We start from the raw sequence: 15,262 nt of genomic DNA, 5'->3' as shown, positions 1-15,262 counted from the left end.
CGTCAAGCGTCAATCAAATGGGCCTCAGAGCTACGCTTACCATCATGCTCATCATCGGTAGTTTTCGTGCGTGGCAAGGTCCCCGCGACATCTTGGAAAAAAGCAACAGCGCTTGCACAAAAATGGGGGTTTACCCGCTCGCTTGTCTCCCGTGTGGGGTCGTAAACTCCATAGAAGGTGCGCCCTCCTTGGTACTTCTCAAGGATTGGCACCCCAAACTCTGAGCCTCGCAATCGGTCCATTAAGGACAGGTGTGCAGTTCCATTTGTGTCATCAGGCGTGACGGTACGAACCGGCCATAACTTTCGTGAGACGCGTTTAGTGATAGAGGTTATCTGCTGCCGCGACTCTGAATGGAAGCACGCCCACAATTTGCGATCAGGGTATCCAGAGAAACGGTCTAACCATATCTCCAACTTGGGCTGACCGCTTGCGAGATTACCCAGGATCACGCTCCATCCGTCAGTATTGGTTCTCGCAGTACCGCGTGGAAGACGGATTTTAAGTCGCGTTCCTCTGCCTTGCTGCTTCAGTTGCTCGGCCACAGCTCTAGCGGTGGCCAGCAGCCATTTCCGATCATGCGGTCGCTTCGACTTTGATGACATGCGTATTCCAAACAATAAATAATGTCTATGCAAAGTGTCGTGCCATTGAACTACGGCCCGCTCTTCGAATGCCGCCTTAGATTGCGGCTGCGACAGTTGAGATCAGGCACTGTGAACGCTGCCGTCGGAACGAATTTGCAGCACGGGCTGAACCAACTCGTACACGGCGGACGTTCGCACCAGAGCATCCAATTTGCTCTTGACGAGATCAGGTGTAAGTAGACCGAGTTGGACTTTTTGATGTGCGCCTTCTGCTGAGAATCCGGCTTCGACGCTTATCCCGCCGATGTCGGTCAGTAAATTTCGCGCGTGGAAGTCTTCGCCGCCTGGTCGTTCCTTCCATCCGAAGAGCAGCAGCGACATCCCTGCAGGCAACATGCCACCAATCCAGGCCTCACGCGCGATAATTTCAGGTGGCGGCCTCTTGTCGTGATCGCAAAAGTGAATCTCGCAGCGCACCTCGTTCCCACCAGCGGCGCTGATCACGTCAAGGCAAGCCCTTAACGTCTCCTGATAAGGGGCCTTACTCAGATCAAAGAACCGATCAACAAATAGGATAGTTTTGGCGGATGTCAGGAGTGGACGCATGGCTGCGGCAAGTGTGATACCGACACGTTCGACTTCCCAAGTATGCGACGACATCATGAGTGGATGATGTTCGTCCACCTCATCGACGGTGATCACGCCTGACACTGCGGCCGGGCTGTGTTCCGAGATTATGGCATGAAAGGGTGCAACAGCGTGCTGGGCGACAGCGTTTTGAAACCAGGTTCCAAGCGCAGGATCGTATGGTCGTCCAGACCGGATGAACTTCGTTTGCTTCCCCTCCCTGAGGGCGAGTTCCAAGCGTGCGCGCTCAAGGGGCTTCATTGCATTTGCTGCGGCGTAAACTTCGCGTTCCCACTTTCCGGGAAAGCGCGAAATCAACCGTCCCCGGTCGAAACCAAATTTCTCGAAAAGATAGCGGAAGTTCTGCCAGCTTGATCCAATCGCTGCAGGCTCTACCGCATATTCGTAGAGCATCAGAAGAGCTCCCCGGCCCGCTCCTCGAAAAAGCCGCTAGGCCACTGATCGAGAAATTCTCCTTCTGCATCCACACGCAACGGTCGGAAGCGAACGCCTTGTCCGTCGCTCTCGACGTAGATGACCGATAGCTCCTCAGCCGTAAGTCCCGCTAGACTGGGCGGCAGTTCATCATCAGTCTTCTCCCTGATGCGACGTAGCAGCCGGAGCAGTATGTGCTCGCTGTGAGTCTCAATAAGGAGAGTCTTGCCACCGAACGGTAGGCCCTCGAGATCCGGTTGTATGGCTCGTATGAACAAGTCACCAATTCCCACCTGGATGGCCGGGTGAATGTGCAGTTCCGGTTGTTCAATGGCTAAGATGTCTTCGTTCTTGCGTAGCGACGCCACTACGACTGGCACCATCTGCGATATTCCAACTCCAACATCACTGGGCGCAACCAAAATCCCTTTCTGGAAATCACGTAATGCTATCTCTGTCCTAGCTGTCAGGCTCTGATAGAGTTCTTGAAGATCGCCGATATCGTCGTCGTTGAGGCCGCGTTCAAATATCTGATGAAAGACACTCGGCACCGGCACTTCCTTGAACTCGACGCGCTCAAGCCGGTAGCCGGTGTGGAGAAGGGTCTCGCCGGCGATCCAGAGATTAACCTCCTGCATAAGGTCACCCTTGCGATCCGCGTAAAGGAGATCCCACGCGGCAAGTCCTTGCGCCCACCGCGCCTCATCCGGCGTCACCTGCGGCCGATAGCTGCGTGTTGGAATTTCACGGAGTGGCCCGATATAGGTCATCCGCCCGAGATAATTACGAATGATCCGGGCCGGCCCAAGAATCATTTCCGAAAGGAGTGAGCGCAGCCCGATTACGCGCAGCGTGTGTCCTTCGATTTCCGCCTTTTTCGCATCGGGATCGCGAATATCGAGCGCAAGGTCCCCATCTAGGTTCGGCAGAGCGCCTGCAATTGTTCTCACCGCGATGCGCAGCTTGTCGTCCGGTGTATCCAGTGTCGAACGGTCCGCCGCGGCTTCGCGCGCCAGGCTAGTTATCTCTTCTTCGAGCGGGGAAAAGCTAGCGGCGAGTTTGTAGGCGTCCTCATCCTCATACTCATCGCGATAAAGTGCGGGCCTCACTAATGGATGATCAAAATTGAAATCAGTCAGTTGCGCCCGCCCTGTCTGAGGTGGTGACAAAATTGCCCCGAACGGGACGCCGTCAAGCTCTATCGAGAGCCGTGCCACATACGGGGCCTTCTCCTGCTCACTCCAGCGAATTTCGACCTCAAGCGCCGCAGACTGAACAATCGCATAGTCCCGATGCTTGTCGCTTTCGCCGACAAGGTAGCGAATCGGAAGTTCTGAGAATTCAGGATCGCTCAATGAGGTGCCTGAATTGAGCGCGAGTTCCTCTGCCCCTTGCTCGTCCGTCAAATCCATTGTGACTTTGAGGTGGACGGCGCGGTGAAGCTCGTGGTTATGAACAAGCGTGGCAAAGCCGCCGAGATCGATGAGGCCACCGGCAATCGTCACATCAGGATCGATGTTGCCGCGCTCTAGAATCTCGCGCAGATAGTGCAGGGCTTGGAGGATCGTGCTCTTGCCGACGCTGTTTGGTCCAAAAAGGAGCGTGATTGGTTTTAGATCGATGGTCTGGCGCTCACCAATACCCTTGAAGTTCTCTATCTCGATCCGGTTCAATCGCATCAGAATACCTTCACAAGTTGTTGCCAAAGGCCCGCTGAGACAACGATGCAAATAGAGTTTTGAGTCCAGCCAGGTGTTCTCGTTCAAGGGACATCTGACGCTCCACCGCTTGACTGAAACGCCTATACTTCTCTTGCAACTCAATCGGTGGGATCGGAATTTCAATCGTTTTCAGAGTTCTCGGATTGAGAAACGTGAACGCATTGTCTTTGTTGTTCGCTTTGAGCGCGCCAAGACGATGAGGAAAGTATGTGAACAGCGCCACGAAATATTCCGGCAACAAAGATGACTTGTCGAGAACTACTCGGATTAGGTTTGTGCTGATGATAGATTTCGCGACTGTCGGAGTCGCAATGCACATTCGTCCGACTGTGCCAGCGCGTGATATGAGAATATCGCCGGCTTCGACCGCGTATCGCTGCAACTGGTCAAACTTTCCTTCGGATATGAACAGCTTTGCATTGTTAACGAACTCATTCTGCTGAACGTTGTCTACTCCCCAAACAGGAATTCCTGCCCGAGTATATTCGTGTTTCTTTAAAGCCGAGCCAAATGGTCCGGACTGAGTGCCTGTGCGCTGCTTGCTAAGGTGAAAGGCGATCTCTTCGGTAGGAAATCCGTGGGGATTCGCGAGCGGATCGCCGAATAGATTAAGGAATGCCGATCTCAACAATTCATTGGCCATCGCATGGGTCTGTACGCGCTTGCGACGGATCCCATCGGCTCTGTCCAGAATGGCAGCGATGCGACCTTGCTCGCTGATCGGAGGAAGAAACAGTTCCACTTCGCGGAGGTCGTTAACCGACAAATGCTTAACAGTAACGAACGGTGTCTTATCCTCTATTGCTTTCAGAACCTGTGGAAGCACGTGGAATAAATATCGCTCGTCCAGCGAGCCATTTGATGGGGAAACTTTGCACACTCGCTGGTTTAATAGGGCGCGCCCGCCACGCCATCGGGCTCGATTGAACTCCCCATCCATACCAATCAGGAGATCGCCGTCTGTGATGACATAGCGCTCCTGATATGGCCCACTATAGTATGTGTCGGATTTACCCGGCACGACATCGCGGATTCGGATAAGGGGGAGCCCACGTCCATCCGCGTTAAACCATTGCGATTTGAATGCAAAGCCTGACAAGATATCTAGATGGTCTCCGAGCACTGAGCGCCGCCAGGTCATCCAAGTATCTCCTGCAGCTCAGCGAGCTCAGCGGCAATCTCGTCATTCAATGACTTCATGCGGTCTAGAATAACCTGTGGCGGATCATACTCCTCCATTTCGTGGACGGTTTTCTGATATCGGCTCAGTGATAGCTCGTAGTTCGCTTCCCTAATCTCTTCGGCCGCGACGAAGAAGGCTTTTGCGGTCCGGTCCGTGTCCTTCTTGGGGTCGCGTGCTCGCCAACGGCTGAGACAATCGGGGAGGTCATTTTCGGCCACTGGGTCGCGTTTGTCGTCAAGCGAAAAGCCATCAGCCTCGATGTCGTAAAAGAACACGTTGTCGGTGCGACCGCCTTTGGTGAACACGAGGATGCCGGTTGAAACCCCCGCATAAGGTTTGAACACGCCACTCGGCAGGGAGATCACCGCCTCAAGTTGGTTACTATCGATCAGCAGCTTGCGCAGAGCCTGATGGCCGCCCGAAGAGCCAAATAGAACGCCATCGGGGACGATTGTCGCAGAGCGACCACCCGTATTAAGCATCCGCAGGATCAGGACGACAAATAAAAGTTCAGTTTTCTTCGTTTTCACCTGGCGCAGCAGCGAGGCGTGAACGTCCTCGAAATCGAGGCTGCCCTTAAAGGGCGGATTTGCGAGGATAAGATCAAATCCTTCGGTCGCCGCCTTTGGGAAGCGATCCGTGAATCCGGCGCTGAGCGTGTCCTGATAATGGATATCCGGATCATCAACGCCATGAAGCATTAGATTCATGGCGGCGATGCGTAGCATTGTCGCGTCAAAATCGAAGCCGTGGAACATGCTGCTACGAATGTGCTCCCGGTGCTCTTCGAGCAGGTCACCAGTGTAGACTTTTTGGGTTGCGCCGGTTTCTGGATCGCTCTCTTCGATGATCCCTTGCGGCGAGCTGTTTGTCTCCAAAAGATATTGCATTACACTGACCAGGAACCCGCCGGTGCCGCAGGCCGGATCGCCCACAACGTCAGTCGGCTTGGGCTCCAGCATATCCACCATTAGGCGAATGATGTGGCGAGGTGTTCGAAATTGCCCGTTGATCCCCGCCGTTGTCAGCTTGCTAAGGAGATATTCATACAGGTCCCCTTTGGTGTCGCCCTCCGTCAACGGCAGTTCGTGAATCATGTTGACGGCTTTGACCAGAAGGCTCGGCTTCTGGATCATCAACTGCGCGTCCTTCATGAACTCTGCGAATGCCGTGCCGCTTGCGGCGGTCGTTTTGAAATGGGGGAATACTCGGTCGCGTACAACGGGCAGCATCTTCTCGGCTCCCAGATGCCGAAAGTGCGACCAACGCAGGCTTTGTTCGTCATCCTTAAAACGACGCTGGAACGACCTGGCCGTCCGCTTCTCGCGATTTTCGTCGCGTGTCTCGTTGATATCCAGCAGACGCGCGTACATCAGGAAAGTGATCTGCTCGATCACCGTCAGCGGGTTAGTGATGCCGCCCTGCCAAAATTCGAGCCAGAGCGCATCAACGCGCCTCTTGAGTTCACCCGTGACCATATTTATTCGGACCTTTCGTTAGGATTGGTCGCCGCTGCATCTTCGGCTGGCGGGCCAAACGCCCGGATGACGTTGAGAAGGTCGCTGACTTCAGTCTCGTCCTCGAACACGCCATCAAGACCGTCGGCATCGACGACCGTGAAGGGAGCTTCGTAGAGCTTCTCAATCGTGATCGATCCGAAGCGGGCGATATGGTTTTGAAGCAGTGCGAGAAAGCGCGTTTGCTTCGCGGTCAGCGTCGGGTGCTTACGTGCAAATTCTGCAAACTTGGCTTGGATTGCACTTGCGTCCATGCCGATGATCGAGCGGATAGCAAATTGAAGGGGCTCCGCCGTCGCGCTGAAAAATTCGGCCAGGACATCACGGCTCGCGTTCGGGCTCTGTGTGAGGATGAGTGATACCAGCGCATTGAGGTCAGCCTCCGAAACTGGCTCGCCGGAACGAATCTTCTTCAACGTTGGATTCGTGTCGAAATGCCTCTTCAGCTCTGCCTCAACGATCTGCTGATAAGCCCTCATGTCCACCGCCTTCAGACTCGCCGAGCGGCGACTGATCTGAATCGACGAGGCCGCCTCGGTGACATCAATGATCTTAGGCGGGAGCGCTTGGCCGCCGCCACGCTGGCGATGGTGCATGATCTCGCGGAGCGGCCCGCGCACCTCCTCAAGGGCCTGGGCGTTGATGCCATTCCAGAACTCATCCGACTTCACGCGCTTGATAATCTCGGCCTTCTCGCGCACGGGATTGAGGTGCATCTGCAATGCGGCAAGGCGGTCCATCAGGTCGATCTTCAGATCCGCGACCTGCGGTGACTTGCGTAGGACTGCGTTCTGAATGCGAGCGATCAACAGATCGAGCGCGTATGCGTCCGCTCGGCCGCGTATGTTGCGCCACTGCATCAGCGGCGCGATATCCTGGCGCAGCCTTTCTACGGTCGTCGGCGCAAAGGTCTTCAATGTGGCCGGCTGCGCGAGCGCTCGCTTCTCCTTCCATTTTTCGCGCACTGCGATTGATTCCTCGGGAAGCGCCTCGATGTCGGTGGCGATCATATCGATGGCGATGTCAAAGACCGAAATCTCGCTCTTCTGGAGCGCGGTTTCGGCGAGCAGCAGACGTTCCTCAAAGACGAGCTGAAGGAGCGATTTGCTTTGCGTAGGCTCAGCCGGGCGATAACCCGCTTCGAACCGCTCGAAATTCCCCCAGTGATCGAATATGCGGAAGATCGTCTTGTGCTGACCGGTGCCGAACAGGTCTTTGCAAAGCCGCGTACCGCGCCCGACCATCTGCCAGAACTTGACAGGCGATTTGACCGGCCTCGCAAAGACAAGGTTGAGGATCTCCGGGATATCGATTCCGGTATCCAACATGTCCACGGAAATCGCAATAGTCAGGTCGTTGTTAGTGCCTTCGCCCTTAAAATCATCGATTAGCTGCTCCGCGCGCGGATCGTAGTTGTCGATAACCTGGCAGAACTTGCCGCCATATTGCGGGTACATCTCGTCAAAGAGTTGGGCAAGCAGGATCGCATGCTGATGGTTGCGCGCGAAAATGATGCTCTTGCCGGGCAACTGGCCGGTAGCATCGCGAAGACCATTTTCCATCAGATTGCGCAGTATCGCGCGGTTCGTGTCCTTATTGTAGATGACCTTATCGACCTGCTCGGAGGAAAAATCATACTGGGCAGGATCTTCGCCCTGCTCTTCAAGCTCCTCGATCTGCTCCCTCGTCAGGATATCGAGCTTAATGCCCTCGCGCAGGAACTGGGTCGTGTGCTCGAATACCTCGAAGGGGGACAGATAGCCGTCCTGGACCGCCTGTTCGAGATCGTAGTTCGCTGTCGGCAACTGGCCCTCGCAATCAAAGAGCCGGAAGGTGCTCTTGGTAACGAAATCGACGGGGGTTGCGGTCAGGCCGATCTGATGGCAGTCGAAATAGCGGAAGATGTCGCCGTAGACATTGTATATCGAGCGATGGGATTCGTCCGCGATGATGAGGTCAAAAAATCCAGGATCGAATGATTGAAAGACCTTCTGCATTGCCGGGTATGTAGCAAGGAAAACGCGCTCGCTTGCGTTGGATCGCACGCGCGAGGTGATGATTCGGATGGGCTCCGATAGGAAGTCGTTGAAGGCGTTCTTGGCTTGCTTCCGGAGTTCGCGCCGGTCGCAAAGGAACAGTACACGCTTGACCCATCCCGCGCGGATCAGCAAATCTGTGAGGGCGATTGCGATGCGGGTTTTACCCGTGCCCGTTGCGAGCACGACGAGGGCCTTGCGGTGCTTGCCTTCAAAACGCTCGGCCACTCTCTTGATAGCTTCGACTTGATAGAGGCGGTCAACGATCTGCTCGTTGAGCTCGACCGTATCGAGCGGCTTGCGCTCCTTGCGCTGGTAGTTGGCGAGGTGTTGCAGACTGTCCTTCGAGTAAAATCCGAATAGACGGCGAGGTGGGAAGCCCTGCGCATCATCCCAAATCCAGATGTCAAAACCATTCGTGTAGAAAATGACCGGGCGATGGCCAAAAGCCTTTTCGAGGCCGTCGGCGTAGAGCTTCGCCTGTTGGCGGCCGCGCTCGGGTTCAACGGAAGTCTTTTTTGCCTCGATGACCGCGAGCGGGTTTCCATTATCGTCCCAGAGCACATAGTCGGCATAGCCGATACCGGAGTCGGTTGGCTGATGCTTGACCTCAACCTCCTTGCCGACTTGTTCAGTGCTAGTCAGTCCGGGCCCGACATTCCAGCCGACACTCGCGAGCATGCTGTCGATCAGTCGGGTGCGCGTTGTGGCTTCGTCGAAGGCAAGCGCATCGGCCGCCGCTTGTGCTTCCGCCGAAATCGCCTGCAGCTCCGCAGCTTTCTTTTCCGCGACTGTGACCGCCTGCCGCGCCAAATCGAGTTCACGCAGCAGAGCTTCCATCTGCGCTTCTTGCGCGGCGAGCCTCTCTAGTACCTGGCGGCGCTCACGCGTTTCGGCCGCCTGGGGTTCTTGCGGCTGCTTAAAGACTGGAATGTCGCTGGCCTTGGCCTTCCCATACTGGACGAGGAGCCAGCGAGCCAGATCGTGCGCTTCCTTGAGTAGCCACAGCACGTTCTGCGTCCTGGCCTCGTCGCCATGAGCAGCCTTGTTGCCGTGGATGCGAAGGGCGTGCAGCTTGTCGAGCACGACTTTGGGCGTTACTGACGCAAAGGCAGCGTTCTTGAGCAGATCGACAAACGTCGGCTGGTCGGGCTTGGGAAGCCGCAGGTCGCGATAGATGTCTTTTGTTAGGTTCTCCGCAAACAGGCGCAGCTTAACCATGGCGCTCGCTGGATCAGCATGCGCGTAGGCTTCAGCAAAGCCGCCAAGCTCTGCGAGCTCGGGCCATCGCGGACGAAGAATTTCAAAGTTCACGGATTTCATGCCATCGCCTCCGCCAAGGCATGGGCAAATTCCTTACGATTCGAAATAACAACCGGAGTTTCTTGTGGTCTATCTAAGGTGCCCACCCCATCAAGCCGCAGCCGTTTCTGAAAGTAGTAGAGAAGGGCTTTGCGCACTGGGACCGACACGCTGCCGCTGGTCATCGCATAGTCCTGCGCCACGATAGCTTGCTGACTTTCACTGAGTGCCGGATTTGGAGACAATACAACGGGAAAGGTTTCATTCCAGAAAGCATCGTCCTCGGCCGCAGCGCCAGCCTCACCATCACCGCGAATATCGAGGCATCGGGACAGAAGGAAGTCCTTGAACTTTGAATCGATGTGGCAATAGGCCCGAACATGCCAACGCAGGCCGTCATTGCCGAAGGCGTGAGGCGTTATCCATCGCCACGTTGGCTCGGGCCGTGTCCGGTTCATTGATTGATAGAGAATCTCGATTGCCCGGCTCTTCCTTACGGCGGCCAGCATCGCGCGCAGGACGTTCACATCGACGCGCCTATGCGGAACCGGCATCGCGTCAGTGTCTGGCATATCGGAGAGCCAGGTTTCATCCGTAGAAATCACATGGCTCGACACGGATCCTAGTTGCATCAGGTAGCGGTCTGCCGCGGGCTTCAAAAAGAACGGCTTGAAGGTGGGAGAGGCGAAATACCGTTTTTGCTGCTTGTCGTAGTGAAGATTCCCAGGCGCTTTCTCCTCGTAAAGGCTGAGGTCCTTGGAAGCTTGGGGAACGGACACGCCAAACTGCTCCATAATATCGGCGCGATTGATTCCGCCTTCCCAAAAAAGGCGAAACTCAATGAATTCCAAGCGCTTTTCGACTCCCCAGCGCATAACCGACCAGCTCCCCAAATACGTATAGTTTCTATATTGACATTGGAACTATTCCCATATAGTTATTATCCTCATGTTGCCTTGTCAAGAGCTTTGCGCACCCGCGAGCAGGCCAGGCGGCCCAGAAGGGGGCAGATATGACTGAACCGGTAATTGCGTGCCCGTCTTGTTCGACCGAGATCAAGCTGACTGAGTCTCTCGCGGCACCTCTGATTCGCGCAACGCGAGAGGAGTATGAGGCAAGGATTGCCCGTAAGGACGCCGAAGTGTTGCGGCGCGAGGCGAGCATCAAGGAGCAATTGGCCGCCGTTGAGAAAGCTCGCCAGGCGGTCGATCAACTAGTTGCGGTGAAGCTCAGGGAAGGGCGTCAGGCCATTGCTGCGGAAGAGGCGCTCAAGGCGAAGGATGCGGCGGCGGACGACCTGCAATCGAAGCAGAAAGAAGTCAGTGAACTGCAAGTGCTCCTCGCTCAACGAGATGAGAAGCTAAAGGCGGCTCAAAAGCTTCAGGCTGAGGTGATGCGCAAGCAGCGCGAGATTGACGAAGCAAAACGCGAACTCGACCTCACAATTGAGAAGCGAGTGAATGCCTCCATTCTTGAAATTAGACAGAAGGCAAAAGCAGAAGCTGAGGAAGGCGAGCGGCTGAAGGTTGCCGAAAAGGACAATTTAATCTCTTCGTTGCAACGACAGATCGAAGACCTCAAGCGCAAGGCTGAGCAGGGATCGCAGCAACTGCAAGGCGAGGTTCTTGAGCTTGAATTGGAATCAACTCTGCGCACGAATTTTCCCCACGATACGATTGAGCCCGTCCGCAAAGGAGAATTTGGTGGTGATGTCGTGCAGCGTGTCTCCACGCCGATTGGACAAACATGCGGAGCCATGCTGTGGGAAACTAAGAGAACCAAGAATTGGGTGGATGGTTGGCTTTCCAAATTGCGAGCGGATCAACGCGCAGCAGGCGCTGAATTGGCTATCCTCGTATCGACGGCATTGCCAAAGAATGTGGAAACCTTTGGCTATGTTGATGGTATCTGGGTTACTGATTTTCGTTATGCCGTCCCGTTGGCTTTAGCCTTGCGACAATCGCTCATCGAGGCTGGTGCGGTGAGGCAGGCTCAGGACGGCCAGAATACCAAGATGGGGTTGATCTATCAGTATCTGACGGGTCCCAAATTCAGGCATCGAGTTGAGGCAATTGTCGAGAAATTTTCCGAAATGAAGGATGACCTCGACAAGGAAAGAAAAGCGATGACCCGTCTATGGGCAAAGCGCGAAGCCCAAATCCGGGGCGTCATCGAATCTACGGTTGGTATGTATGGTGATCTGCAAGGTATTGCAGGTAAGGCGCTTCAAGAGATCGATGGGCTCGAACTCCCTCTGATCGAGGCCCAGGTCGAGGTCACTTCGCAAATTTCTTAAAAGCTCGTCCCACACGGTGCGATGGCGAACGCTTGCGCGGGCAATCGAGTAGAGGCGGATTTGGGAAGGAATTAAGATGCACATAATCCGCCTAAAAATATCTGGCTTTCGCGGAGCGCGCTCGGCTGATATTGCGCTGGGCCGTCACGCCGTTCTGGTTGGGCCGAATAATAGTGGCAAGACCACGATCATAGAGGCGTTGGCGTTGCTTTTCGGGCGTGACCGTCTGGTGCGCCGTCTTACCGAACATGATTTTCACGGCAGCGCGCCGGATGAAACGGCGCGAATCTTGTGCATCGCCACCGTGACGGGCTTCACGCCCAATGACCCGCATCACCACGCCTCTTGGTTCAGCCCCGAGCGCGGCGTTGAAAAATGGTTCGATCCGAACGCTAAGACGTTGAGCGCGACCGCGGACGCGCGGCATACGGACTTAGCCGTGCAAATCGGGTTTGCCGCGCGTTTCGATCTGGACGAACTGGAAGCTGAAACGATCCGCTTCTTCGTAGATGACGAAGCCACGCTCGGCGATCCGTTCGCAGAGGACGCGAACTTGCGCACGATTCGCGCAAAAGCGCTACAGGAATTGGGGTTCTTTCTGGTTCCGGCTTCGCGCACATGGGATCGCTGGATTTCCTTTTCTTCGGAGTTGTTCCGCCGCGTAGTGGCAACGCGCGGGGAGATGCCCGCGCAGGCCGTGCGCGCCGAACGGCAGCGCCTCTGGGCGCCGCCCGAAGAGGCGCGGCTCGAAACTCAGCCGGGACTTTCTGAGATCGTTGGCGCAGCCAACGATGAGTTGCGTTCGCTCATGGCCAGCGCGCCCAAGCTTCAACTGCGACTGACCAGCACTGACAGCGAGTCCGTTCTGGAAAGTGTCATGCCGCACTTCGTTCAGGGAACGGGACCGACCCTTCCCTCGCAACGGCATGGTACGGGTCTTGTCTCCCTGCAAAGCCTTCTTCTGCTCATGCAATTTGGCAAGGCGCGGGCCGAAACGGGACAGTCTTTTGTGCTGGCCGTTGAGGAACCCGAGCTTCATATCCAGCCCTCGCAGCAAAAGCGGCTGGTCCACCGCCTTAACGCGCTCTGTGACCAAACGATTGTCACGACGCATTCGCCCATCGTGGCGGCCTTGTTTCCTGCGCCCAATACGCTTTTCATCGAAACGCGGGAGGGCGTCTTGAAGGCCAAGCCATTGCTGAACGCCGTCCCCGCGCAGCCGACCAATCACCAGCAGCATTTGCTTTACGCATGGCGGCAGAAACTGGTGGCCGCGCTCATGCACGAATGTGTGTTGATCCCCGAAGGGGTTTCGGACGTGGCGTGGCTTGAGGCGCTGCAAACCGCCCTTGAGCTGCATCAGGGGTGGCAGGATGCCGGAGATGGAGCGTCGCGTCTCTCCACATTCGTTGGCGTTGTGCCGACCATAGACGCCAAGATCGCCGACACGTTTACGCTGGTCAGTGCCGTTCATGCGCGCCCGTGCATTCTCGTTGACGGGGACAACGACGGGCGCGGCTATTTCGACGCCGTGAGGGTTGGCAATCCGCCCCCACGCTGCGTCGTGTTCTGGCCACAGGGCTGGTCGATGGAGCACGTTGTTTCATGGATTGCAGGCGCAGACGAAGCCGAGACGCTGCCCGCCCTTGGGACCTTGCTCGGGATGCCTTTCGCCGACCGTCAGGCGCTCGCCTCCTATTTGCTCACCCAGAAATCCTATGCACCAACTCATGAGAGCGTCGCTGTCACGCTCATGGCCAATGCCGCTTGCCGGACTCGCGCCGCGCAGTTGCTCAATGCCCTGTGTGAGGTATTGCGCGATCCAGCGAACTCGAATGTTCCGCTGTTTACACGAATTCAGGCGGAATCGACCGCCGCTATGTACGTTTTTCGCTTTGCATCCCCATGACATTCGATTTTTTCGAGGGCGCGGCCGGAACGGGCAAAACCCATAATCTCGTGAACCGTGCGGGAGAACTCGCTGAGGGCGGCGTGCTTGGCGACGGGCATAAGCTCTTGGCGCTTACCTTTATGAACGGCGCGCGCCGTCGTCTTGACGCGCGCCTTGGCGATAACTCGGCTTTCCGAAGGCGCTTTGATTGCCAGACATTCGATGTGTTCGCCCGGATGCTGGCAGCGCGGCGCAGGAGTCTGATTACGCCGGAGATGCAGGAGCAGGCCAACTTCCTAAACGAGTTTGATGAGCCGTGCGCTCTGGCGGCTGCGCTCTTGGAACAAGAAGCTGTCCGCCGATGGGTGGCGCGAAGATTCCCGTTGGTTCTGGTCGATGAAGCGCAAGACCTCGACGAACACCGAATGCGCATTCTCCAAGGACTTTCGCGGTCTTGCCGGATCGTCGCGGCGGCAGACGCCTTCCAGTGCCTTCACAAGGGACGTGATACGGCTCCTCTCATGGGCTGGCTTGAAGGCGCAGGAGAAACACATCGTCTCACGAAGGTTCGGCGCACGACGCAACAGGGGCTTCTTGCCGCCGCCCTAGCGGTGCGCGAAGGTCGGGATGTGAGGGCGGTTCTCACGGCCCGGGCGGCTCAGAGCGGGACATCTTGGAGTGGCGCGGGTTTTCGACTCGTAGAAGCATCTATTAAGAACAACAATTCCGGTCTTTTGGCATGGGTGATCGCCAATGACATAAATCAACGGCAAGGTTCGGTGGTTATTCTTACTCCGGACTCAAACAATCAGGTTATTCGTGCGGCACTGCAAACTGTGCAGACAAAACAGCAAATCTACAAAAAAAGTGGCGTGACCTTCGGTCCGTATCCTCATACATGGGACCGTCACGATGACGAAGAAGCCGACGCGTTGCTCGCTGACATCGTCTTGCCAGAAGCAGCCTCTTGCGCCGACCTCCGCGCGCTTCTGACGCCGCTGACCGAATACGCACCCGTCGCGCAGGCAATCAGCCGCATGGACCGATTACGCCGGGTGCACGGCCACGCGGTATTCACCGCTGCGCAAGTGACCGAGTTCGTGCGGGAGTCCGCGCGCAACCGTTCGCGTCTGGGCTTCCGGCAGCACCGGGGGCATCTTGCCATGACCATCCAACGCGCCAAGAATCGGGAATTTCCAAACGTCATTGTGCTTTGGCCGCATACCGCTGTGGGCAGTTCCGATCACCTGCGCCGGTTGCTCTATAACGCCATCACCCGCGCTCAAGTGCACTGTACGGTGATTGTGCTGGGGCAGGGGCGATTAAAAGGAGCGCCATTCGCTCCTTGACAGTCGCCTAAAATCACTCGCCACAAGATTGGTCGTCGGCTGGAATACCCATTTATGAGCGAAGCGAAAGGCCGATCCGGGCGTTATCGAAGCCACCGTCGGCATGTATGGTGATTTGCAAGGCATTGCAGTTAAGGCTCCTCAAGAGATCGATGGGCTCGAACCCGCTTTGATCGGCCGTCAGGTTCAGCCCGTCTAATCAAGAGATTGAGCCGCAGACGGGCGGGACAGGCAGCGACATACCCGTCATGAGAGTCTCGCGTTCTTGAAGTCTTGAAGATGCAGATCGACGTTCTCCCCCGAGCAGCACGATTGGAG

9 protein-coding genes are annotated in these 15,262 nt (G+C 56.2%); 3 read left to right on the top strand and 6 right to left on the bottom strand.

Translation table 11 applies throughout. The features are described from left to right. Nucleotides 1–707 precede the first annotated feature (707 nt). The 6 genes from V5279_RS40885 to V5279_RS40860 are packed head-to-tail and all read right to left on the bottom strand — an operon-like array spanning nucleotide 708 to nucleotide 10,283. Complete coding sequence (locus V5279_RS40885; protein WP_338692455.1) at nucleotides 708–1,628, bottom strand: hypothetical protein; 921 nt, start codon at nucleotides 1,626–1,628, stop codon at nucleotides 708–710. Beyond that, nucleotides 1,628–3,415 carry an AAA family ATPase gene (locus tag V5279_RS40880; protein ID WP_338692454.1) on the bottom strand — a complete coding sequence of 596 codons (1,788 nt, stop codon included), beginning with the start codon at nucleotides 3,413–3,415 and terminating at the stop codon, nucleotides 1,628–1,630. Before V5279_RS40880 ends, V5279_RS40885 begins: the two co-directional genes overlap by 1 nt. Further along, nucleotides 3,339–4,511 carry a restriction endonuclease subunit S gene (locus V5279_RS40875; protein WP_338692453.1) on the bottom strand — a complete coding sequence of 391 codons (1,173 nt, stop codon included), beginning with the start codon at nucleotides 4,509–4,511 and terminating at the stop codon, nucleotides 3,339–3,341. The genes V5279_RS40880 and V5279_RS40875 overlap by 77 nt, the downstream gene beginning before the upstream one ends. Next, the gene (locus V5279_RS40870; protein WP_338692452.1) at nucleotides 4,508–6,031 is read right to left on the bottom strand and encodes a class I SAM-dependent DNA methyltransferase; all 1,524 of its coding nucleotides are present in this window, start codon (nucleotides 6,029–6,031) and stop codon (nucleotides 4,508–4,510) included. The genes V5279_RS40875 and V5279_RS40870 overlap by 4 nt, the downstream gene beginning before the upstream one ends. A 2-nt stretch (nucleotides 6,032–6,033) precedes the next feature. Beyond that, entirely contained in the window at nucleotides 6,034–9,429 is a 3,396-nt protein-coding gene (locus tag V5279_RS40865; protein WP_338692451.1) for a DEAD/DEAH box helicase family protein, read from the bottom strand. Further along, the gene (locus V5279_RS40860) at nucleotides 9,426–10,283 is read right to left on the bottom strand and encodes a WYL domain-containing protein (RefSeq protein WP_414645878.1); all 858 of its coding nucleotides are present in this window, start codon (nucleotides 10,281–10,283) and stop codon (nucleotides 9,426–9,428) included. The genes V5279_RS40865 and V5279_RS40860 overlap by 4 nt, the downstream gene beginning before the upstream one ends. A 137-nt stretch (nucleotides 10,284–10,420) precedes the next feature. On the opposite strand from V5279_RS40860, the gene V5279_RS40855 reads away from it, so the two are divergent. The 3 genes from V5279_RS40855 to V5279_RS40845 all read left to right on the top strand — a co-directional run bounded on the left by V5279_RS40855 (nucleotide 10,421) and on the right by V5279_RS40845 (nucleotide 14,944). Further along, entirely contained in the window at nucleotides 10,421–11,704 is a 1,284-nt protein-coding gene (locus V5279_RS40855; protein ID WP_338692449.1) for a DUF2130 domain-containing protein, read from the top strand. 76 nt (nucleotides 11,705–11,780) lie between these two features. Beyond that, complete coding sequence (locus V5279_RS40850; RefSeq protein WP_338692448.1) at nucleotides 11,781–13,613, top strand: ATP-dependent nuclease; 1,833 nt, start codon at nucleotides 11,781–11,783, stop codon at nucleotides 13,611–13,613. After that, nucleotides 13,610–14,944: an ATP-dependent helicase gene (locus V5279_RS40845; protein ID WP_338692447.1), complete on the top strand. Its 1,335-nt coding sequence runs from the start codon at nucleotides 13,610–13,612 to the stop codon at nucleotides 14,942–14,944. The genes V5279_RS40850 and V5279_RS40845 overlap by 4 nt, the downstream gene beginning before the upstream one ends. Nucleotides 14,945–15,262 lie beyond the last annotated feature (318 nt).

It is taken from the genome of Bradyrhizobium sp. 26S5 (assembly GCF_036923295.1).
GTDB lineage: Bacteria > Pseudomonadota > Alphaproteobacteria > Rhizobiales > Xanthobacteraceae > Bradyrhizobium > Bradyrhizobium septentrionale.
The sequence above is the reverse complement of the archived record's forward strand: the minus strand, read 5'-3'. Positions and strand labels throughout refer to the sequence as shown.

What these genes read in the sequence shown, in the direction of transcription:
- V5279_RS40885 (WP_338692455.1), bottom strand. Translation starts at nt 1,628, where the DNA reads ATGCTCTACGAATATGCGGTAGAGCCTGCAGCGATTGGATCAAGCTGG.
- V5279_RS40875 (WP_338692453.1), bottom strand. Translation starts at nt 4,511, where the DNA reads ATGACCTGGCGGCGCTCAGTGCTCGGAGACCATCTAGATATCTTGTCA.
- V5279_RS40870 (WP_338692452.1), bottom strand. Translation starts at nt 6,031, where the DNA reads ATGGTCACGGGTGAACTCAAGAGGCGCGTTGATGCGCTCTGGCTCGAA.
- V5279_RS40865 (WP_338692451.1), bottom strand. Translation starts at nt 9,429, where the DNA reads ATGAAATCCGTGAACTTTGAAATTCTTCGTCCGCGATGGCCCGAGCTC.
- V5279_RS40860 (WP_414645878.1), bottom strand. Translation starts at nt 10,283, where the DNA reads ATGCGCTGGGGAGTCGAAAAGCGCTTGGAATTCATTGAGTTTCGCCTT.
- V5279_RS40855 (WP_338692449.1), top strand. Translation starts at nt 10,421, where the DNA reads ATGACTGAACCGGTAATTGCGTGCCCGTCTTGTTCGACCGAGATCAAG.
- V5279_RS40850 (WP_338692448.1), top strand. Translation starts at nt 11,781, where the DNA reads ATGCACATAATCCGCCTAAAAATATCTGGCTTTCGCGGAGCGCGCTCG.
- V5279_RS40845 (WP_338692447.1), top strand. Translation starts at nt 13,610, where the DNA reads ATGACATTCGATTTTTTCGAGGGCGCGGCCGGAACGGGCAAAACCCAT.